22 protein-coding genes are annotated in these 19,871 nt (G+C 42.5%); 21 read left to right on the top strand and 1 reads right to left on the bottom strand.

Annotated elements, in window-relative coordinates:
• Positions 1-4: 4 nt before the first annotated feature.
• The 6 genes from Hs20B_RS03070 (at position 5) to Hs20B_RS03050 (ending at position 4,315) form a co-directional block, all read left to right on the top strand.
• Positions 5-964, top strand: a complete 960-nt coding sequence (locus tag Hs20B_RS03070; RefSeq protein ID WP_228407449.1) for a sensor histidine kinase — start codon at positions 5-7, stop codon at positions 962-964.
• Between the two features lie 2 nt (positions 965-966).
• The gene (locus Hs20B_RS03065) at positions 967-1,596 is read left to right on the top strand and encodes a response regulator (RefSeq protein ID WP_172355502.1); all 630 of its coding nucleotides are present in this window, start codon (positions 967-969) and stop codon (positions 1,594-1,596) included.
• 31 nt (positions 1,597-1,627) lie between these two features.
• Complete coding sequence (locus Hs20B_RS09710) at positions 1,628-2,428, top strand: Cof-type HAD-IIB family hydrolase (RefSeq protein WP_371863839.1); 801 nt, start codon at positions 1,628-1,630, stop codon at positions 2,426-2,428.
• A gap of 12 nt (positions 2,429-2,440) precedes the next feature.
• Positions 2,441-3,064 (top strand): peptidylprolyl isomerase, encoded by a 624-nt coding sequence (locus Hs20B_RS09705; RefSeq protein WP_228407446.1) that lies wholly within the window; start codon positions 2,441-2,443, stop codon positions 3,062-3,064.
• Between the two features lie 139 nt (positions 3,065-3,203).
• The gene (locus Hs20B_RS03055; RefSeq protein ID WP_172355500.1) at positions 3,204-3,596 is read left to right on the top strand and encodes a CvfD/Ygs/GSP13 family RNA-binding post-transcriptional regulator; all 393 of its coding nucleotides are present in this window, start codon (positions 3,204-3,206) and stop codon (positions 3,594-3,596) included.
• A gap of 110 nt (positions 3,597-3,706) precedes the next feature.
• A complete protein-coding gene (locus Hs20B_RS03050; RefSeq protein ID WP_172355498.1) occupies positions 3,707-4,315 on the top strand; it encodes a TVP38/TMEM64 family protein in 609 nt (202 codons plus the stop codon).
• A 51-nt stretch (positions 4,316-4,366) separates the two neighbouring features.
• Here the strand turns inward: Hs20B_RS03050 and Hs20B_RS03045 are convergent, their stop codons facing one another.
• Entirely contained in the window at positions 4,367-6,937 is a 2,571-nt protein-coding gene (locus Hs20B_RS03045) for a YfhO family protein (protein ID WP_172355496.1), read from the bottom strand.
• A 92-nt stretch (positions 6,938-7,029) separates the two neighbouring features.
• Here Hs20B_RS03045 and Hs20B_RS03040 point away from each other — a divergent pair, with 92 nt between their 5' ends.
• The 15 genes from Hs20B_RS03040 (at position 7,030) to Hs20B_RS02970 (ending at position 19,761) form a co-directional block, all read left to right on the top strand.
• Positions 7,030-7,269 (top strand): hypothetical protein, encoded by a 240-nt coding sequence (locus tag Hs20B_RS03040; RefSeq protein WP_172355494.1) that lies wholly within the window; start codon positions 7,030-7,032, stop codon positions 7,267-7,269.
• Positions 7,270-7,377: 108 nt separating this feature from the next.
• Complete coding sequence (locus Hs20B_RS03035; protein WP_172355492.1) at positions 7,378-8,469, top strand: DUF871 domain-containing protein; 1,092 nt, start codon at positions 7,378-7,380, stop codon at positions 8,467-8,469.
• A 167-nt stretch (positions 8,470-8,636) separates the two neighbouring features.
• On the top strand, positions 8,637-9,482 hold the full coding sequence (locus Hs20B_RS03030; RefSeq protein ID WP_172355490.1) for a transporter substrate-binding domain-containing protein: 846 nt from the start codon (positions 8,637-8,639) through the stop codon (positions 9,480-9,482).
• 53 nt (positions 9,483-9,535) lie between these two features.
• Complete coding sequence (locus Hs20B_RS03025) at positions 9,536-10,447, top strand: amino acid ABC transporter permease (protein WP_172355488.1); 912 nt, start codon at positions 9,536-9,538, stop codon at positions 10,445-10,447.
• A complete protein-coding gene (locus Hs20B_RS03020) occupies positions 10,444-11,205 on the top strand; it encodes an amino acid ABC transporter ATP-binding protein (protein ID WP_172355486.1) in 762 nt (253 codons plus the stop codon). The genes Hs20B_RS03025 and Hs20B_RS03020 overlap by 4 nt, the downstream gene beginning before the upstream one ends.
• Complete coding sequence (locus Hs20B_RS03015) at positions 11,205-11,429, top strand: DUF4059 family protein (protein WP_172355484.1); 225 nt, start codon at positions 11,205-11,207, stop codon at positions 11,427-11,429. The genes Hs20B_RS03020 and Hs20B_RS03015 overlap by 1 nt, the downstream gene beginning before the upstream one ends.
• Positions 11,430-11,517: 88 nt before the next feature.
• Positions 11,518-12,441, top strand: a complete 924-nt coding sequence (gene trxB / locus Hs20B_RS03010; RefSeq protein WP_172355482.1) for a thioredoxin-disulfide reductase — start codon at positions 11,518-11,520, stop codon at positions 12,439-12,441.
• A 175-nt stretch (positions 12,442-12,616) separates the two neighbouring features.
• On the top strand, positions 12,617-12,853 hold the full coding sequence (gene secG, locus Hs20B_RS03005; RefSeq protein ID WP_172355805.1) for a preprotein translocase subunit SecG: 237 nt from the start codon (positions 12,617-12,619) through the stop codon (positions 12,851-12,853).
• A gap of 90 nt (positions 12,854-12,943) precedes the next feature.
• Positions 12,944-15,244, top strand: a complete 2,301-nt coding sequence (gene rnr / locus Hs20B_RS03000) for a ribonuclease R (protein WP_172355480.1) — start codon at positions 12,944-12,946, stop codon at positions 15,242-15,244.
• Positions 15,245-15,290: 46 nt separating this feature from the next.
• Positions 15,291-15,761 (top strand): SsrA-binding protein SmpB, encoded by a 471-nt coding sequence (smpB, locus tag Hs20B_RS02995; protein WP_172355478.1) that lies wholly within the window; start codon positions 15,291-15,293, stop codon positions 15,759-15,761.
• Positions 15,762-15,849: 88 nt separating this feature from the next.
• The gene (locus Hs20B_RS02990; RefSeq protein WP_172355476.1) at positions 15,850-16,425 is read left to right on the top strand and encodes a TMEM175 family protein; all 576 of its coding nucleotides are present in this window, start codon (positions 15,850-15,852) and stop codon (positions 16,423-16,425) included.
• Positions 16,426-17,220 (top strand): HAD family hydrolase, encoded by a 795-nt coding sequence (locus Hs20B_RS02985; RefSeq protein WP_172355474.1) that lies wholly within the window; start codon positions 16,426-16,428, stop codon positions 17,218-17,220.
• A 197-nt stretch (positions 17,221-17,417) separates the two neighbouring features.
• The gene (locus tag Hs20B_RS02980; protein ID WP_172355472.1) at positions 17,418-17,609 is read left to right on the top strand and encodes a hypothetical protein; all 192 of its coding nucleotides are present in this window, start codon (positions 17,418-17,420) and stop codon (positions 17,607-17,609) included.
• 15 nt (positions 17,610-17,624) lie between these two features.
• Entirely contained in the window at positions 17,625-19,091 is a 1,467-nt protein-coding gene (locus tag Hs20B_RS02975) for an ABC transporter permease (protein ID WP_172355470.1), read from the top strand.
• 1 nt (position 19,092) lies between these two features.
• Positions 19,093-19,761, top strand: coding sequence for an ABC transporter ATP-binding protein (locus Hs20B_RS02970; RefSeq protein ID WP_172355468.1), 669 nt, complete (start codon positions 19,093-19,095; stop codon positions 19,759-19,761).
• Positions 19,762-19,871 lie beyond the last annotated feature (110 nt).

The following is a 19,871-nucleotide window of genomic DNA, read 5'->3' as shown; positions in this document are numbered from 1 at the left end:
TGATATGATCATGAAAAAAAATGTCGTTGCGACTTTTGTGACCTGGTTTCTGATCATGTTTGGTGGTGTCATCGGGCTTTTGCGCCTGCTAAATGTGCCACTTTTGGACGTCAAAACCATCTGGCTTGTGACAGTTGTGACTGCGATTCTGACGCTTGTTTTCACGATTTTTTTAGCCGTTTTAGTAAATGAAGAACGCAGATGTCTCACGCAAGATGTGGACAAGATTTTGAGCAATGAACCTGTGCAATTGCCAGATCTACAAGTCTTGTCAGAGCGTGTCAAGGTCATGTCACAAGAACTGCAGAGCTTGACATCAGAAGAACAGCTTGACCGTGCGGCTATTGTTGAGTCTGAGCGCATCAGAATCTCACGTGAGTTGCATGATTCGGTCAGCCAAGAGTTATTTGCAGCGACGATGATCTTGTCATCTGTTGTCGATAATCCAAAGCTGACAAGCACGCAAGTCGCCAGTCAAGCTAGTCTGACCCTGAAAATCTTACATGAAGCGCAAGATGAGATGCGGGCGCTGCTCTTGCATTTGCGGCCGTCAGAGCTTGCTGATAAGACCTTGACAGAAGGTCTGAAGTCACTCATAGATGAACTACAAGCCAAAATTTCAGCGAAAATATCTGCTAACGTTGCAGATATCAAAGCCGATAAAACCGTCGAGAACAACATTTTCCGCATGACGCAGGAACTACTTTCAAATACGCTTCGGCATGCCAAGGCGCAAAATATCTACATCAGTTTTACGGAGACAGCGGGGACTTTGGTGCTGGTCGTCAGGGACGATGGCGTCGGGTTTGACGCAAGTACGAGCGAGGAGAAAACGGCGAGTCAGGGTCTGAAAAATATCAGGGAGCGCACGCTGTCTCTAGGTGGTGATGTTGAGCTGATTTCCGCGCAAGGCAAAGGCACAACAGTCAAAATCATCATCCCAAAAGTTAGATTAAGGAAATAAAAATGGACAAACTATCACTCATGCTAGTCGACGATCACCAAATGGTGCGTCTGGGGCTCTCAAGTTATCTCAATATGCAGGACGATATGACGGTGGTCGTCGAAGCCGTCAATGGGCTTGACGGCGTCAGAAAAGCGAAACAATATGCGCCTGACGTCATTCTTATGGACTTGGTCATGGATGAGATGGACGGGATCGAGGCATCAAAAGCTATTTTGACGGAAAATCCAGCAGCGAAAATCTTGATTCTGACGAGTTTTTTAGATGATGAAAAGATTTTTCCAGCACTTGAGGCTGGCGTCAAAGGCTATATCTTAAAAACCTCACAGGCAAGTGAGATTGCAGCATCTATCAGGAAAATCGCAGCAGGGCAGGATGTCATTTCTGACAGTGTTCGTGCGAAAATCTATGCTAAAAATCATGCTAAGCCTGAGTTGCATGATGATCTGACGGCACGTGAGTCAGAAGTCTTAAAAGAAATCGCAAAAGGCTTATCCAATCAAGAAATTGCAGAGGAGCTGTATATCTCGCTCAAAACAGTCAAGACGCATGTGTCCAATATCCTTGCCAAATTGCAGGTGGATGATCGTACGCAAGCAGCAATCTATGCAATCAAGCACAAAATCGCATGAAAATGGTATAATATATGATATGGAAAAAAATATGACGGCAGCCATTACAGCGGCGCAAAAAATCAAAATTATCTTTTTTGACATTGATGATACCTTACGTGTCAAGGATACGGGTTTTATGCCTGACTCTGTCAATCGAGTGTTTGATGCACTTCGTGAAAAAGGAATTCTGACAGGGATTGCAACAGGGCGCAATCTTTTTGGCGTTGTGCCAGAAGTTCGTGCGCTCAAACCTGACTTTTTTGTCACGGCAAATGGGTCTCACGTTGAAGACAAAACAGGCAAGTTCATCTATGATCAGCCATTGCCAGAAACGGTCGTTGTAGACTTGGTGACTTGGTTGCGTGATGAAGGTGAAGATTACGTTTTTTATGGGTCTGATAAGGTCGTTGGCTCGAACTGGTCAGCGATTGCGCGCGATGCGGTGACGCCTGTCTATGGTGAGATTCCGATTGATAAAGATTATTATCTGACGCATGCGGTATATCAGATGCTGACGATTTCAGAGCAAGATGACAAGCTTATCTTGCCTGAAAACTTGGCGGACAAGGTGCGCATGGTGCGCTGGCATAAGCACTCGTCAGACATCGTGCCGATGACAGGCAGTAAAGCGATTGGCGTATCACACGTCTTAGACACGCTTGGTCTGACGTCAGAAAACTTGCTCAATTTTGGCGATGAACTCAATGATTTAGAGCTTTTTGACTTTGCAGGCTTATCAGTTGCTATGAAAATCTCACATCCAGATATTTTAGAAAAGGCGGACTACGTGACAGATACCGTTGAAAATGATGGCATAGAGAAGGCTTTGCAAGCACTAAATATTTTATAATAAGGAGAAAACATGACAACATATCCACAAACAGACCTTGGCAAATACCAAGGTACAATCGCAACAATTCACACGAACTTGGGAGATCTCAAGGTCAAATTATTTGACACAATTGCACCGAAAACAGTCAAAAATTTTGTCGAATTAGCTGAAAAAGGTTATTATGATGGCATCATTTTTCACCGTGTCATCCGTGATTTTATGATTCAAGGCGGCGATCCAACAGGAACAGGCATGGGTGGCGAGTCTATCTATGGCGAAAAATTTGACGATGAATTTTCAGATAACGTCTATAATATCCGTGGTGCGCTTTCAATGGCAAATGCTGGTCCAAACACGAATGGTAGCCAATTTTTCATCGTGCAAAACGAAAACTTGCCTTATGACAAAGATGCGCTGATCAAGGGTGGCTGGCCTGATGAAATCGCTGAAATTTATACAGCGGGAGGCACACCACATCTAGATGGTCGTCACACTGTTTTTGGACAACTCGCAGATACTGACAGTTTTGCGACACTTGATCGCATTGCCAAAGAACCTGTTGGTTTCCAAGATAAACCTGAAAATGATGTTGTCATCACGAGCATTGATTTAGAAAAAGTGGCAACAGCTGCAGAAAAAGTTGATATAAAATAGCTAGCAAAACGGCCAAAGTCCAAAAACAAGCTAAAAAATCAAGCTACAATCCAGTGACAGCAGAAAAAGCTACCAAGAAAAAAACGAGTAGTAAAAAACGCAACGTCAGCAAAAAGAAAACAAACAAGAAGAAAAAATAATGACAGCAGAAACTCCTATCAAAATTGGTAACATTGTCGACGTCGAAATCACGGGCCTGCAAAAATACGGTGCTTTTGTTAAATTTGGAAAAAGCCGAGGTCTGATTCATATCTCTGAGGTGCAATCTGGTTACATCGCAGATATTCATGAGGTGATAGAGACAGGTCAGATCAAAAGAGCACAAATCATTGACATTGATGACTACACTGGTAAGATTTCGCTGAGTCTTCGGACACTTGAAAAGCAGCCGCAAAGTCATCATATTCAGCGGAAATTTCATTTTAACAATCCCAACAATAAAATCGGCTTCCAACCGTTTAAAGACAATCTTTCTGACTGGACAAATGAGCAAATGGCTTATTTGAAAAAAGTTAAGTCTGAACAGCTCTAGGCGCTTTTTAAACAGGCTGATCAGTTAAAATAAGCTGGTATATTGCTTGTTATCAAAACTCCCCGCTCAACATAAACTCCCTCAATCACGACTAGGAATCGCACAAGGATATGAATGAAAAAGTATTAAAAGTTGTCCAGAAATTTTTTAATATCATCTCAGTTCTTGGGATCATTGCCTGTCTGATTGGCGGTTATTATCTGTATCGGATTGGTGTTCTACAAGATCAGCACGCTTTATCAGAGCTTGTTTTGGCGCATTATGTACTGGGACCATTTATTTTTATCGGCTTACAAATCGTTCAGGTGGTTATTCCGATCATTCCAGGTGGTATCTCAACTGTTGCAGGTGTCATGATTTTTGGCCCTTACAAAGGCTTTCTATACAACTATATCGGCATCGTCATTGGTTCAATCATCCTGTTTCATCTGGGACGCGTTTACGGCTCGGCTCTTGTCAAGACATTTATCAAAGAAAAAAATTATGATAAATATATGGGATGGGTCAATCGTGGTCAGCGTAAGTACGATCTCATTTTCTTCATTGCGATATTGTTGCCCATTGCACCTGATGATGCGCTGGTTCTGATTTCCAGTCAGACCAAGATGAGTTGGCGATTTTTCCTCTTTACTATATTTGTAGGAAAACCTCTACCGATATTTTTATATTCTTATATCCTGATCAATGGTGGCAGTTTCCTGACCAATCTATTGACATAAAAAAAGCGAGATGCACCGAAATCGGGCTCTCGCTTTTCTTATTATTGAGTATTAAGCACGTGAGCGCTTTTTATTGTAGATTGTAAAGAGGACGATGGCAATGACAAAGCAAATACTGCCAGCCTTTAAGCCTTGTGGTACAAATCGAAGTTGGACTTTATGCTGACCTTTTGAGACAGGAACACGCATGAAGCCAGTTTGTGCCTGCTTGACGGTGACAGATTTTCCGTCAACCTTAGCAGACCAGCCTTTATCATAAGGGACAGTGATAAATAAGTCGCCGGAGGTTTTGGCTGTGACTGTTAGATTTAGCCCGTTTTTGACTTCTTTTGCGGTGACAGGATTGCTCTTTAGCTTTGCAATGGCACTGTTATACGTGTTCACAGGCATTGCCCAAAATTCAGTCGTATCAAAGTTGACGTAACGATTTTGGGGAAATTCGAGTGTGACTGTCACTTGCGTCGACTTTTCAAAATAGCCCAGATTGATCAAACTGCCTGTATCGTAGGTATTTACAAAAAGTGTGCGTGTAGCGTTGCCCGAAGAAAGTGTGACTTTGACGTATTGGGCATCCGTGTTTTGATAGGTGGCATCGGCAAACTTGAGGTAGCTTTGGCTTTTCGCCGGAGCTGTGACAGTATAGCTTAGCGAGATTTCTGCCGCATTTTTCTGCGTCAGTGTGACACGACCATTGCCACCAGTGATCGCGGCATTTGTCGTTTCTTTATCGGTGTAAAATTGTTTGAAGAACTGTGACGACGTGCCAGAAAGCGCATTAACAAAGGCGGTTTGGTTGGCAATAATGGCCTTCTTTTTTAGTTTGACGTCAGAATAGCCATTTGCTACAAAAATCGCAGGCGGTAGTGCGGCAGTGTTTTTCGTCAGATTGGGAAGACTTGTCGGTTCAAAACCATATTTGGCAGGTTCGTTGCTGTTGAGGTTATAGCGAATGTCGAAAATGCTATCCATCAGCACAGTATTGAGCGGATAACGCAGGTTCAGATTGGTTCCGTCAGAACGAAAGCCGAGCAGATTAAGTGTTGATGAGGACTTGCGATTTCTGACGGATGAAAACTGGCTGAGTGAGTTATAACCATACTTCATGCCATCATTTGCAGTATCAGGTTGTGTTTCATCCATACGGGAAAAATCAGTTTGATCATCTTTTGCAATTTTCTCAGCAGCGGGCATGATTTTTTTAGTGTTATTATCATAGCTCGCCCGAGATGAATAGTGCCATTCATCAGAAATGCCGTTGAGCTGATAATAGGCGTTGATGGCAAGCTCTGAAAACATAAATAGACTGACAAAGATGTAAAATTGTTTGGCAGACAGCCATTTTTTACGGCTAGCAACAAGCAAGACCAGATAGGCAATCCCAAATAGCAAGGTGAGCGTGCTATTGAGCGATTTGACATAATTGTAATGTTTGCTTAAAACAGTTGCCACAAATGCAGTACAGGTTAGGAAGCTGAGACTCAAAAGCCACCGTAGTCGAATCTCAGCTAGTCTCGTCAGTGTTTCTGCCGCCATGATTACGACCAAAATGCTGAAAACAAAGCTATAACGGTGTAAAAACATGTTTGGGGTGTGCATGCCCTGCCAGAAAAGGTCGAGTGCTCGCAGGTAAAATGATGCGATGATAAAGCTAAGCAGCAGGAAAAATGCAATTTTTGTGCGCAATCGAATGCTTTTTGTTGCAAAAAATAAAATGGCGAGAAAAAGTGTCAAAATACCAACATAAATCGATGGGACAGCACCGTACTGCGTGGTGTCATAGCTAGCAACGAAATTTTTTGAAAAAATATCCAAATACCAAGATTTATCTGTCCAAAGCGACGTGACCGGTGTAAAGGCTTCGCCGTTAGCTTTTAAGTCCAGATACATGGGCAATATCATAATCAAACTAGCAAGACCCGCTAGAAGTGACGTGATAGCAAAATCCAGCAATTTTCGAAAAGACCAGCCGTCAAACGTCATTCTGACGAAGAAATACCCTGTCAGAAAGATCGCCATCATAAAGCCAAAATAGTAGTTTTGGATAAAAAGTAATGCCAAACTGACAAAATAAAGTGTTCGTTTTTGGGTGTCCATCAGGCTGTGTAAGCCCCAGAGAATCAGAGGGATCCAGATGAAGACGTCTAGCCACATGATGATTTCTGATTGATTGACAAGAAAGCTCATGAGCGCATAGGCGCCAGAAAGGCTGAGCACGAGCCAGTTTGACAGTTTGCTGTACATGTTTTTGAGCGCAATAAAACTCGATAATCCAATACAGCCAAACTTGAGCAAGGTCAAAAGATAGAGGGCATCAGGCATATTGCTAGCATTGAAAAAATAGGTAATCGGCATGAAAAAACTACCGAGATAGTAAGCCGAAAAACTTAGGAAATTAAGCCCAAGACCACTTGTAAAGCTATAAAAAAAGCCAGAACCATGGTGTAAAATACTCGAAAAAAGAGCGTGAAAGGCGACATACTGATGATAAGCATCACCTGCAAGAACAGTGGTATTACTATGCCAATAAATGCCTAAAATAGCAAAATTGACAGTCATAATCAGTAAAGGCAAGAGAAAACTAGCCAAAAGAAATAAGCGATTTTTTTTGATAAAAGTTATCATAGTCCTATTGTACCAAAAAGTAAGACGGATATAAATCAAAGCTCAGATAAAATCTTGTCATTATACCTATAATTTGATAAAATAGGGACAAGATGAGAAAAGAAAATACGACAACACAAACAACAAGTAAGGCCGCCGTTTTAGGTCTTGTTTTAGCGATTATTCCTGTTACTGCGGTACTGGGTCTGATTTTTAGCCTGACTGCTTTTGAACATATTGAAAAATATGATTTGAAAGGTAGCCATTTTGCGAAGCTCGGTACCATTATTTCGGTTATCTGGATGCTCCTCTTTATCGTTGCTGGCTTTTTTCTCTTTCGTTATTTCGGCTAAATTTGGAAGACAATCACTCAAAAAATTGGCATAGACCAATTTTTTTGTTATAATAAGTTTGTAGATAAAACGCTTTCAACTATTTAAAAATAGAAAATGGAGACAAACATGGGCAAACTAGGTATTTCGATTTATCCAGAACGCAGCACATTTGAACAGGACAAGGCTTATCTTGACTTGGCGCATCAGTATGGTTTCAAACGCGTTTTTACAAGTCTGCTTGAGATTAATGGCGACAAGGCAGAAGTGCTTGCAGGTTTTAAAAAACCAGTAGATTACGCAAACTCCCTTGGCATGGAAGTCATGGTTGATATCAATCCTGGGCTTTTTGAGCAACTCGGCGTGTCCTATGACGATTTGTCATTTTTCCATGACATGGGTGCAGACGGCGTGCGGCTTGACCTTGGTTTTACAGGTGCTGAAGAGGCGAAAATGACTCGTAATCCATACGGCATCAAAATCGAGATTAACATGAGCCAAGGTACTAACTACGTGGATAATATCATGAGTTATTCACCAAATCCGGATAACCTGCTTGGCAGTCACAATTTCTATCCCATGCGCTATTCAGGGCTTGCGCTGGATCATTTCATCAAGTGCACGGAGAAATTTAACAAATACAATCTTAATACCATGGCTTTTGTCAATTCACACGATGCGACATTTGGACCGTGGCCTTATAATGACGGACTTGCAAGCCTTGAACTGCACCGTGACCTTGAGCTTGCAACACAAGTCAAACACATGAAATTACTGGGAGGTATCAACGACATCACGATTGGTAACGCCTATGCCAGTGAAAAAGAGCTTAAAGCAATGAGCGAGGCCTTTTTCGCAGCTGAGCCTGCTTTGAAAATCGTACCCAGCAAAACGATTACGGCTAATGAACGCATTGTCTTGTTTGAGAGTGAGCACAGCTATCGTGGGGATCGCAGTGCCTACATTTTACGATCAACGATGACGCGGGTTTGGCATAAGGACAAGGAGTTTCCCGCTCATGACACAGCTGACATCACGCGTGGCGATATTTTGATTGGCAATGTCGCGTTTGGTCAATACAAAGGTGAAACACAGATTGCGTTGAAAGATATGCCAAACCATGGTCAGATCAATGTTGTCGGGCGCATTTCTGACGACGAGCTGTTCTTGCTGGACTATATCAAACCTTGGAGTGGCTTCACATTTGAAGAAGTAAAATAAGCGTTAAATGAAATGGTTTCCTGATTGGGAGCCATTTTTACGTGACCAATAAGCCTTTCGTTTTTTTGACAGCGGCCATATCTTTTTTTTATAACCAACCGTGAATTTCAGTGATAAAATGAAATAATAATTCATAACTTAACAAGCTAAATCGGAGAATAGGCAAAATGAAAAAAACAACGAAATTATTCCTTTCAGCGCTGACATTGACTGCAGCAGTATCGCTTGCAGCATGCGGTAAATCGTCAGATAGTAAATCAAGCAGCAAAACGACAACCATCACCTTAGCAACTGACGCGGATACAAAACCGTTTACCTATGCTGACAACGATAAAACAACAGGATACGACGTTGAAGTCGCGCGTGCTGTTTTCAAGGAATTACCTGAGTACAAACTCAAAATCGACGTTACTGACTTTGATAGCGTCGTTGCAGGCGTAGACACAGGACGCTACCAATTGGCCGCAAACGACATCGGCTGGAATGCTGAACGTGATGCCAAATATTATTATTCGGCACCGCTTTCAAAATCAAACAATGCTGTTGCAGTCAAGTCTGATAAAAAAATCACAAGTTTGTCAGACTTGGCTGGCAAGTCAACAGAAGTCTTGCCATCAGCAAACTTCACAACGATTTTGACCAAGTTCAACACAGCAAATCCTGATAAAGCGCTCAAACTCAACTATGTTGACGGTAACTATCCGATTGCAAGCCGGATTGCTGACGTGGATTCAGGCAAGATTGACTTTATTTTATATGATGCGATTTCACTCAAAGCTATCATCAAAGACAAAGGCTTGACTGACGTTAAAGTTGACAATATCAAGTCAGAATCAGAAGATGCGCATGACGGCTACGAATATCTCCTCTTTACCAAAGATGACCAAGGTAAAGAATTGCAAGGTAAAGTCAACAAAGTCTTGAAAAAATTGCAAGCAAATGGTACACTTAAAACCTTATCTGAAAAATATTTTGGTGGCGACTTCGTCCCAGCAGCAGATCAATATAAATAAGATTTTGCCACGGTTAAGTAAAGCCTGAAAAATTGATAGAAAGTTTTTGACACATGAAAAAAGCAACAAAAGTAGCACTCGGCATTTTAGCCGTGATTGTGATTGCCATCGCAATCGTGAGCTTGACTGTCAAAGGTCAGTACAATTTCACTGATTTTTGGACCATGTTTTTCGACAAGATATTTAACTGGGACGCATTTGTGAAGGCCTTTGCACCAATTATTAGCCGCGTGCCAACTTCATTTATCATTACAGTGATTGCCATGATTATTGGCCTTGTTTTGGGTCTAGTTTTGGCGCTGATTAAAATCAATAAATTACCTGTTTTGGATCAAATTCGGGCTTTATTTGTTAGTTTTATCCGAGGAACGCCGATCTATGTGCAACTGCTTTTGACTTACACAGGCATTCCATTGGTTTTAAAAGCCATCAACCTCAACTATGGCACAAGCTACAATATCAACGATATTTCACCGATGCTATTTGTCATCTTGACATTTGCGGCAAATGAAGCAGCTTATAACTCAGAGACGATTCGTGCAGCGATTGAGTCCGTTGATTCAGGTCAGATTGAAGCAGCAAAATCGCTTGGTATGACCAATAGCCAAGTTTTCAGACGTGTGACGTTGCCAGAAGCAGCAACAGTTGCTGCGGCACCGCTTGGCAATGCGCTCATGGGCTTGTTAAAAGGGACTTCTCTAGCCTTTGTTGCAGGTGTCATTGAAATGACCGCAGAAGCTAAAATCATCGGCGGTTCAAATTTCCGTGTCTTCGAGAGTTATTTGGCTGTTGCTTTGGTCTATTGGGCTATCAATCTTGTGTTTGAAAACCTGATTCGGCTGCTTGAGCGTAAGCTACAGATCACACCAAAAGACAATAACAAACACCGCCTTTTAATCCCCAAAGGTAACCCTTTTGACACTGATAATGCAGCAGCATCAAACACGAAAGGAGCACAAGTATGACGATCAAACTTTCAAATCTCTATAAAAAATTTGACGATAACATTGTTTTAGATAATGTCTCGCTTGATATCGAGCCTGGTGACGTGATTGCGCTGATTGGTGCGTCAGGTGCTGGTAAATCAACCTTCCTGCGCTCAATCAATTACCTTGAGGCACCAGATTCTGGTCACGCTAATATCGCAGAACTTGATATTGATTATGCTAACATTGCCAAAGATGATATTCTTGCTTTGCGCCGTAAAACGGCCATGGTTTTCCAACAGTTTAACCTGTTTGAACGCAGAACCGCCCTTGAAAATGTCATGGAAGGCTTGATCCAAGTTAAAAAACTAGATAAAGCAACAGCCGTCAAAGAAGCCGCAGAGGAACTTGCAAAAGTAGGGCTGTCAGAACGTGCAGACTACTATCCCAAGTTTTTATCAGGTGGTCAGAAGCAACGTGTTGGTCTTGCCCGTGCCCTTGCAATGAAGCCAGAGCTATTGTTACTTGATGAGCCAACGTCAGCGCTCGATCCAGAGCTTGTGGGCGAAGTCCAAGCATCAATTATCCAGGCTGCTAAAGCAGGTCAGACGATGATTATCGTGAGTCATGAGATGGACTTTGTCTACAACGTTGCGACAAAAGTGCTATTTCTTGAAAAAGGTAAAATCATTGAAGAAGGAACTGCGCAAGACGTCTTTTATGCGCCTAAACAGGCACGGACGAAGGAATTTTTGGCGCGTCATACGAAAAATCTTGAAATGGGGAATTTTCTCTGATGCAAGCAGTTTTAAGCATATATTTGAAAAGTTTACTCATTTCAGCGGTTTTTGTTATCATAGTCAGCGGCATCTACATGTTGGGTGTGATTTCTCGCAGTTATAATCAGCCAAAAAATGTCCGTCAGAACAGGATTTTTGACATTTTACTGATTGATATTTTGACGATACCGGTTCTGAGTTTTGCAGTCGTTGCGGTTTTGATCATTTTAAAAGCGAGATGAATCGTTATATTAGAAAAAAAAGGTAATTTCAGCTATAATGGAGTTATCTTTTATTATGAAAATGAGAAGTAAAAAGTGAGGAAATAACATGACATTATACGATACAGTAGTGATTGGTGCGGGACCTGGTGGTATGACAGCAGCGATGTATGCCGCAAGAAGTGAGCTAAAAGTGCTCTTGTTAGAGCGTGGTGCGCCCGGTGGTCAGATGAATAACACCGCTGAGATTGAAAATTATCCTGGCTATGGGACGATCATGGGTCCTGAGCTGTCTATGAAGATGCACGAACCACTTGAAGGTCTTGGCGTTGAAAATGCTTATGGCATCGTGCAATCTGTCAGCGTTAATCCTGACGGGACTAAAAAAATCACGACAGAAGACGCTGAGTTTGATACAAAAACGGTCATCATCGCAACAGGTGCTAACCACCGGCATTTAGGCGTTCCTGGTGAAGAAGAGTATGGTGCGCGTGGGGTGTCTTACTGTGCGGTATGTGATGGTGCGTTTTTCCGCAATCAAGAAATCTTAGTTGTTGGTGGTGGTGATTCCGCAGTCGAAGAAGCACTGTTCTTGACACGTTTTGGTCAATCTGTGACCATTTTACACCGTCGTGATGAATTGCGTGCACAAAAAATCATTCAAGACCGTGCTTTTGCCAATGACAAAATCTCATTTATCTGGGATTCAACAGTTGAAGAAGTCCTTGGAAATGATATGAAAATCACGGGTGTCAAGATCAGAAATCTCAAAACAGGCGAGATTACGGAAAAAGACTTTGGTGGACTTTTTGTCTATGTCGGCCTTGACCCGATGACTGAAACTGTTCAAGACCTTGGCATCACGGATGAAGCTGGCTGGATTATCACAGATGACCACATGCAAACAGCGGTTGAGGGCATCTATGCGGTCGGAGACGTCCGTCAAAAAGACCTCCGTCAAATCACGACAGCTGTCGGGGAGGGCGCAACAGCAGGCCAAGCCGTCTATAAATACATCACGGAAAATGCTTAATCAATAGAAATAGACTTCAGAAAATGAAGTCTATTTTCATGCCAAGACATCAAAAATCAGTGATAAATCGCAAAATAAGACCACCATCTCAATAATTTTCAGCAAAAAATTCAAATTTATGATATAATTGGACATAATGTAATCTCTAGAAAGACGAAAAAAAATGATAAAAGTAATTTACGATATTTTAATCGCTGTCTTGTTGGTTTTGTCTGCTATTTTAGTGGTCTCAATCATGATTCAGCCCTCAAAACAAGATAGCGCAGCAAGTGCCTTTACAGGCGGTGGCGATGAGCTATTTGAGCGCCGTAAAGCACGCGGTTTTGAAGCTGTCATGCAGCGTTTTACAGGTGTGATGATTGGTATTTGGCTGCTTGTCGGCTTTGCACTCGTCGTCCTTTCAACCAGATAATTAACCTTAACAAGAGAAGCTGGGATAAAATCTCAGCTTTTATATCGGCGTAAAATTTGCAAGTTATCAGCGCCATATGGAAAGAAAAACATGAAATTAAGTAAAAAAATCACAGATTATTTGGCGAGTATGCCGTCAAAATCTATCTCACCAAAAATGCTCGCTCAAAATCTCGGTATGGCTGATGACGCAAACGACTACAAATTAGTCGTCAAAACCATTGCCCAGCTTGAAGAAAATAAGACAATCGAAGTCACAGCAGGTGGCAATATTGCCTTGCCACAACCTGAAGTTGCGCTGCTTGAAGGGACTTTTTCTGCTAATCCACGCGGCTTTGGTTTCGTCAGAATTGGCGAAAATGAGCCTGACGTTTTCGTTAAAAAAGGCAATACAAAATTTGCCATGAATGAAGACATAGTCACAGTTAAAATCACGTCACCAGCCAATCCCCTCAAAGGCAATGAAGCCGAAGGTAAGGTCGCAGCCATTAAAACACGCGCGATTACAGGGCTTGTCGGCGAATTTTTCGAGTTCAATGAAGAAGAAAAGAAAAACAGCGGCTCACTTTTAGGCTATGTCATCAATAAAAACAAGAAAATTCCGTTTAGAACCAACATTTCCAAAAAAGGTTTGACGCCTGAAGTTGGCGATATTGTCAGAGTGGACATCACACATTACCCAGACCGTGATTTTCCAGATGTACTGCAAGGGCTGGTCACAGAAATCATCGGAAAGTCAACAGATACAGGGATTGACGTTTTGGAAGTTCTCGAAAGTCTGGGGATTCCATCAGAATTTCCTGAGGATGTGATGGCTGAGGCAAATGCCGTGCCAGATGAGATTGACGAAAAAGACATCGTGGATCGCGTGGATTACCGTGATGAGATCACATTCACCATTGATGGGGCCGATGCCAAGGACTTGGATGATGCCGTGCATATCAAGGCGCTTGACAATGGTAATATCGAACTTGGTGTCCATATCGCAGACGTCAGCTACTACGTGACGGAGGGCTCAGCCCTTGATCGTGAAGCGCTCAACCGTGGCACGTCGACCTATGTGACAGACCGTGTTGTGCCAATGTTGCCAGAACGTTTGTCAAATGGCATCTGTTCACTCAATCCACGTGTCAACCGTTTCACGCAGTCATGTGTCATGGAGATCAACCCTGACGGATACGTCATCAACTACAAGATCTCGCAGTCAGTCATCAAAACGACAGAACGCATGACCTACTCAGACGTCAATGAAATGCTGGCTGAAAAACCAGAATTTCTAGAGAAATTTGCTAAAATTTCTGAGTCAGTAACACAGATGGCAAGACTTCATGAGATTCTACTCAAAATGCGTGCCCGCCGTGGGTCGATTGATTTTGAAACGCAAGAAGCGAAAATCATCGTTGATAGCCTAGGAAAACCCGTTGACATCCAAGTCCGCAAACGTGGTACAGCTGAGATGATGATTGAGTCCTTCATGTTGATTGCAAATGAAACGGTTGCACGCGATTTTGCAACGCGTGAACTGCCATTTATCTACCGAGTGCATGAACATCCAAAAGTTGACAAACTCACACGTTTCATCGATTTTGCTTCAGTTTTTGGTATTCCACTCAAAGGTACGCCAGAAAAAATGCAGTCAAAAGATTTGCAGGATTTCATGCTACAAATCAAGGGCAAGCCTGGCGAAATGGTACTGTCTACCATGCTTTTGCGCTCAATGCAGCAAGCACGATATGACGAGGATAATCTCGGCCATTTCGGTTTAGCCGCCGAGTATTATACGCACTTCACATCGCCTATTCGTCGCTATCCTGACCTGCTCGTCCATCGTCTCATCCGTGCAGAAAGCCATCCGACGACCGATGTTATCGAGCATTTTGAAGAAATCATTCCTGAGATTGCGACGCAAACATCATCACGCGAACGCCGCTCTATCGATGCTGAGCGGACGGTCGAAGCTATGAAAAAAGCTGAGTACATGGAAAGCTATGTGGGTACCGAGTATGACGTCACGATTTCTTCTGTGACACGTTTTGGTTTCTTTGTTTCATTGCCTAACACCATTGAAGGCCTCGTTCACATGTCGACACTGGGTGACGATTTTTATAACTTCAATGAGCGTGATCTCAGCTTGAAAGGTGAGCGTACCGGCAAAACTTTCCGCATGGGGCAAGTCGTCAAAGTCAAGCTGATCAAGTCTGACAAGATTACAGGTGATATTGACTTTGAACATGTCAACAGTGAGCTAGATGTCGTTGAAGCCGTTGAAAAGCGTAGTAGGGATGATCGCAGCAAACAAGGTGGCAGAAACGCTCGTGATAAGCGCCCAGACTGGAAGAAAAATAAAGACAAAAAACCATTTTACAAAAACAAAGATGTCAAGAAAAAATAACAAGATTGACTGAATAAATATAGCTTAGAGCAAAGAGGTCATCAAAATGGCAAAAGAAAAGGTCAAAGATAATGTCGTTGCGCAAAATAAAAAAGCGCACTATGACTACGAAATCACAGACACATTTGAGGCGGGCATTGTTCTGACGGGGACTGAAATCAAGTCCGTCAGACAAGCACGTATCAATATCAGAGACGGATTTGCCCGCGTCAGAAACGGTGAAGTCTGGCTTAGTAACGTCCATATCACACCGTTTGAAGAAGGTAACATTTGGAATGTTGATCCGACACGCAGCCGCAAACTCCTGCTCCATAAAAAAGAAATCGCAAAAATTGAAGCTGAGATTTCTCAAGCAGGCATGAGCTTTGTGCCACTACGCGTCTACATTAAAGACGGATTTGCTAAAGTTCTCATGGGTCTTGCAAAAGGTAAAAAGAACTACGACAAACGCGAAACCATCAAACGAAAAGAACAAAATCGTGATATTGCAAAGCAACTTAAAGCGTTTAATCGATAGAAAATATGCTATAATAATCTCATTGGAAAATGAGATTATTATTTTATCCGCAAAAAAATGAGTAGGGAGTAGAGAGTAGAGAATTTGAATGAACAAAGAAAGATTATCCGCCTTTTCTGACGCCATTATCGCGATTTTAGTGACGATTATGGTATTGGAGTTTGAGGTGCCTGAACATGCGACTTGGCATGATTTATTATCAGAAAACTGGGCCTATTTTTTAGCCTATCTCGTTGCCTTTGTTGACGTTGGCGTGTCTTGGTACAACCACCATTATCTGTTTGCCATATCAAAAAGAATCACCCGAAAAATTTATTTTTCAAATCTTTTTTGGATGTTTACATTGAGTCTGATCCCGTTTTCGATCAAGTTTCTTGGCAGTCACATGATGAGTGTGGTTCCAGCAATATTTTATTTTATTGTGAACTTTTCGTGGGGAATTTCGTATAAGATATTGACGGGTAATTTAGCGAAGGCAAATCCAGATGTTTCTGACCGTCTTCGTGCCATGCCTGTCTATCGATTTATCAACTCACCGATCTGGTGGGGACTGCAACTTTTTAGTCTTGCAGTGACGATTTTCCTTTTCCCACCATTTGTCCTGATTATAAATGGGATAGAGATTGGTGTTGCAGCGCTTGTGAGCGATAACCCGGAGGTATAGATGACAGTAAAAACCATTATTTTTGACTTGGACGACACGCTTTTATTAGATGAAGCAGCGGTTCAGATTGCATTTGATCGCACGACATCTTTTGTGTCAGCCAAGTATCCGCAGATTGACGCTAAATTGCTAGAAGAAGCCGTACGTGATCGGACAGAGTCGCTTTTATCTAGTTATGATATTTTTGATTTCACAGTCCAGATAGGCATTGGCCCCTATGAAGTGTTATGGGGCGAGTTTGCTGATAGCAGCTTGCGTTTTCCTGATCTACGAGACACGGCAAAAGAGTTTCGGCAGATGGTCTGGTCGCTCGCCTTTGCCGATGTGGGTGTGCCTGACATGCGCTTGTCAAAGGTTGCAGCCATGATGTTTGTGACCATCAGACTAGAGTTAGCACTTGCCTTTGACGATACTTATGAGGTGCTTGATCAGCTGAAAGATGCTGGTTATCAGCTGGTTCTTTTGACAAACGGTGCGCCGTCTTTGCAGCATTTCAAGATTGATAAAACGCGCAAACTCAGACAATATTTTGACAAAATCCTTGTGTCGGGTGATTTTGGTCAAGGTAAACCAGCGCCTGGTCTGTTTGACTTTACGCTCACCCGTGCAACGGCTGAAAAAGCAAGTACAGTCATGGTTGGTGATAACCTATTTACAGATATTTTAGGGGCAAATGCCTCAGGCATCATATCAATCTGGCTCAACCGTGACGATAAACCAGCAAATAGCACAGTCACGCCAGACCATAGCATTCAAAGTCTTCATGAACTACCAGACCTACTTGAAAAGCTTTAAGTTTCAATTTAGTTTGAGTTTAGGTTGACGAAAGTCCTAAATAGTAAACTATCCTTATCAAGAGTTGAGTTAGGCTCACAATATTGAAAGGATTTTTTATTATGGTGAAATTTTTTAACAAAAAGCGCGTAATGACAGTTATTGCTGGCATTATCCTGGTAGCTCTAGGATTTGGAGGAGGCTATACGCTAAAAAGTATGGCAACACCTACTAATACCGTGCCAAGTCATCAGAGACCGACTGATTTTAAAACTAGCGGTCAAAGTGGTGATGGCAATGCGCCAGATGCACAGGGAGGTGCGACCTCAGATTCGTCAGACTCGTCAACGTCCGGATCATCAACTGCAACATCGTCGGACAACAGCACAAGCACTAACACTGCGGTATAAGAAAGTAGGTAGAAAATGGATTTTATCAGACGCGCATGGTTATTTACAAGAGCCAAAATCGGTAGAACAGTTCTTTTGATCGTGACTTTCTCAGCGATTCTCATCTTTGTCTTATCAGGACTTGTCATCAATAACTCAGCCAACCAATCAATCGAAAATGCTAAAAAAGAAGCTGGTGCAACCGTGACGCTTGCCGTTGACCGCGAAGCCATGATGAAAAAAGCGCAAGCAACTGCTTCAAGTAGTAGCAGTACAACAACTCGTGGGACGTTTGATCTGACACCTGTCAAGCTGACGGATGCCCAAAAAATAGCAGCATTGTCAGGCGTTAAATCATACAGCTTTACCAAGCAAACAACAGCTACAAAAGGGAACATCACACCAATCACGTCAACAAGCAGCACAACAACATCTTCAACAACAGAAACAGATGGTGGCGGGAAAGCTGAATTTTCAGGCGGTGGCGAAGAAAAACAACCTTCAGGAGATTTCCAAGTCATTGGGACCAATAACCTGAAAAGTGTCACAGCCTTCTCAGCTGGCACCAATAAAATCACAAGCGGCCGTGCCCTTACGACTTCTGACGAAAAAACAAATAATGTCGTGATTGAGTCTGACCTTGCCACTGCAAACAGTCTAAAAGTCGGCTCAACCTTTACATTGCTTGATAGCAACAGCAAGTCTTACACCATGACAGTTGTAGGGATTTACAAGTCATCAGCAAGCCTTGATAGTACAGCTATGAGCTTCTCATTTATGAACGTTAGTAACCAAATTTACTCAAGCTTAACGTTTGCAAATACACTCGCAGGTACAACAGGGACGGTTGATTCAGCCGTGTACAATCTGACAGATCCAGCAAAAAGTGCTGCCTTTGTCAAAGCAGCTGATAAGCTAATTGATACCACAACTTATAGCGTGACAAGTAACGACGCTACCTATCAAACTATGCTCCAACCTTTGAATAATGTCGCAAAATTTGCACGTAACATCGTTTTATTGGTAGCAGTAGCAGGGACGATTATCCTGAGTTTGATTGTCATCTTGACCATTCGCGAACGTCGTGGCGAAATCGGTATCCTCATGAGTATGGGGGAAAGCCGTCTCAAAGTCATCGGTCAATTCTTTGTAGAGCTTTTCATTGTTATGGTTGTAGCTGTTGGGATTGCCACAGCATCAGGTAATTTCGTTGGTAATGCCGTAGGTAGTCAGCTCCTTGAAAGCCAAACAACAGCGACTACAACGAGCACGACAACTACTGATAAAGCTGGTGGACCACAACAAGGTGGCGCGGCACGTACAAATCCATTTAACCAAAGCGCGACACAGATTAAGGCAATTGATAAACTAAATGTCAAAATGAGCGGCAAACAAATTGCTATGCTTGGTGCGATAGCCTTTGGTATCATCGTGATTGCTGTGGTGATTGCAAGCATTGGTATCATCCGTCTCAACCCTAAAGAAATCTTGACAGGAGCTTAATATGACACTGAAAATCGAAAATCTGACCTATTATTACACACAAAACCCTGACGACTACCTCTTTCGTGACGTGACAGAAACATTTTCAGAAGGCGTCATGTATGCCATCTTGGGCTCATCTGGCAGCGGTAAAACGACCCTGCTCTCGCTCCTAGCTGGCCTTGACACGCCAAAGGGAGGTAAGGTCCTCTACGACGATACTGATATCAAAAAAAAGGGCCTGACTAAGTACCGCCTAAAGACCGTTTCGACCGTCTTTCAAGCCTACAACCTCCTGACCTATATGACAGCTTTTGACAATGTCAAAACGGCCATCAACATATCGGGTGCAACTTATAGCGATGAAAAAGCAGCGATCACTGATATTTTGAAACGTGTTGGACTAGGTGAAGAGCTGATTCACAAAAAAGTTGGCATGCTCTCCGGTGGACAACAGCAACGTGTCGCCATTGCCCGCAGCCTCATCACCCAGTCCCAAATCATCATCGCAGATGAACCCACAGGCAACCTAGACGAAGAAACCACTCGTGATATTGTAAAAATCTTCCAAGACATCGCACACGACGAAGGTAAAATCGTCATCCTAGTCACCCACGAAAGCGAAGTCGCAAACAGCAGTGACGTTATCTATGAACTCAAAAATCGCACATTTAGTGAAAAAACAGCTTAAAAATAATCAAAAAACGCTTGTATTTCAGGCGTTTTCTGGTATAATAGAACTTGTGCGTAATGGACGCACTAAATATCGCTAATCCGCTGGGCACGAGTGCCATAAGATTG

Source organism: Pseudolactococcus insecticola (assembly GCF_011170065.1).
GTDB lineage: Bacteria > Bacillota > Bacilli > Lactobacillales > Streptococcaceae > Pseudolactococcus > Pseudolactococcus insecticola.
The sequence above is the reverse complement of the archived record's forward strand: the minus strand, read 5'-3'. Positions and strand labels throughout refer to the sequence as shown.

Coding starts and splice junctions, on each gene's coding strand:
- Hs20B_RS03070 (WP_228407449.1), top strand. CDS start 5: ATGATCATGAAAAAAAATGTCGTTGCGACTTTTGTGACCTGGTTTCTG.
- Hs20B_RS03065 (WP_172355502.1), top strand. CDS start 967: ATGGACAAACTATCACTCATGCTAGTCGACGATCACCAAATGGTGCGT.
- Hs20B_RS09710 (WP_371863839.1), top strand. CDS start 1,628: ATGACGGCAGCCATTACAGCGGCGCAAAAAATCAAAATTATCTTTTTT.
- Hs20B_RS09705 (WP_228407446.1), top strand. CDS start 2,441: ATGACAACATATCCACAAACAGACCTTGGCAAATACCAAGGTACAATC.
- Hs20B_RS03055 (WP_172355500.1), top strand. CDS start 3,204: ATGACAGCAGAAACTCCTATCAAAATTGGTAACATTGTCGACGTCGAA.
- Hs20B_RS03050 (WP_172355498.1), top strand. CDS start 3,707: ATGAATGAAAAAGTATTAAAAGTTGTCCAGAAATTTTTTAATATCATC.
- Hs20B_RS03045 (WP_172355496.1), bottom strand. CDS start 6,937: ATGATAACTTTTATCAAAAAAAATCGCTTATTTCTTTTGGCTAGTTTT.
- Hs20B_RS03040 (WP_172355494.1), top strand. CDS start 7,030: ATGAGAAAAGAAAATACGACAACACAAACAACAAGTAAGGCCGCCGTT.
- Hs20B_RS03035 (WP_172355492.1), top strand. CDS start 7,378: ATGGGCAAACTAGGTATTTCGATTTATCCAGAACGCAGCACATTTGAA.
- Hs20B_RS03030 (WP_172355490.1), top strand. CDS start 8,637: ATGAAAAAAACAACGAAATTATTCCTTTCAGCGCTGACATTGACTGCA.
- Hs20B_RS03025 (WP_172355488.1), top strand. CDS start 9,536: ATGAAAAAAGCAACAAAAGTAGCACTCGGCATTTTAGCCGTGATTGTG.
- Hs20B_RS03020 (WP_172355486.1), top strand. CDS start 10,444: ATGACGATCAAACTTTCAAATCTCTATAAAAAATTTGACGATAACATT.
- Hs20B_RS03015 (WP_172355484.1), top strand. CDS start 11,205: ATGCAAGCAGTTTTAAGCATATATTTGAAAAGTTTACTCATTTCAGCG.
- trxB (WP_172355482.1), top strand. CDS start 11,518: ATGACATTATACGATACAGTAGTGATTGGTGCGGGACCTGGTGGTATG.
- rnr (WP_172355480.1), top strand. CDS start 12,944: ATGAAATTAAGTAAAAAAATCACAGATTATTTGGCGAGTATGCCGTCA.
- smpB (WP_172355478.1), top strand. CDS start 15,291: ATGGCAAAAGAAAAGGTCAAAGATAATGTCGTTGCGCAAAATAAAAAA.
- Hs20B_RS02990 (WP_172355476.1), top strand. CDS start 15,850: ATGAACAAAGAAAGATTATCCGCCTTTTCTGACGCCATTATCGCGATT.
- Hs20B_RS02985 (WP_172355474.1), top strand. CDS start 16,426: ATGACAGTAAAAACCATTATTTTTGACTTGGACGACACGCTTTTATTA.
- Hs20B_RS02980 (WP_172355472.1), top strand. CDS start 17,418: ATGGCAACACCTACTAATACCGTGCCAAGTCATCAGAGACCGACTGAT.
- Hs20B_RS02975 (WP_172355470.1), top strand. CDS start 17,625: ATGGATTTTATCAGACGCGCATGGTTATTTACAAGAGCCAAAATCGGT.
- Hs20B_RS02970 (WP_172355468.1), top strand. CDS start 19,093: ATGACACTGAAAATCGAAAATCTGACCTATTATTACACACAAAACCCT.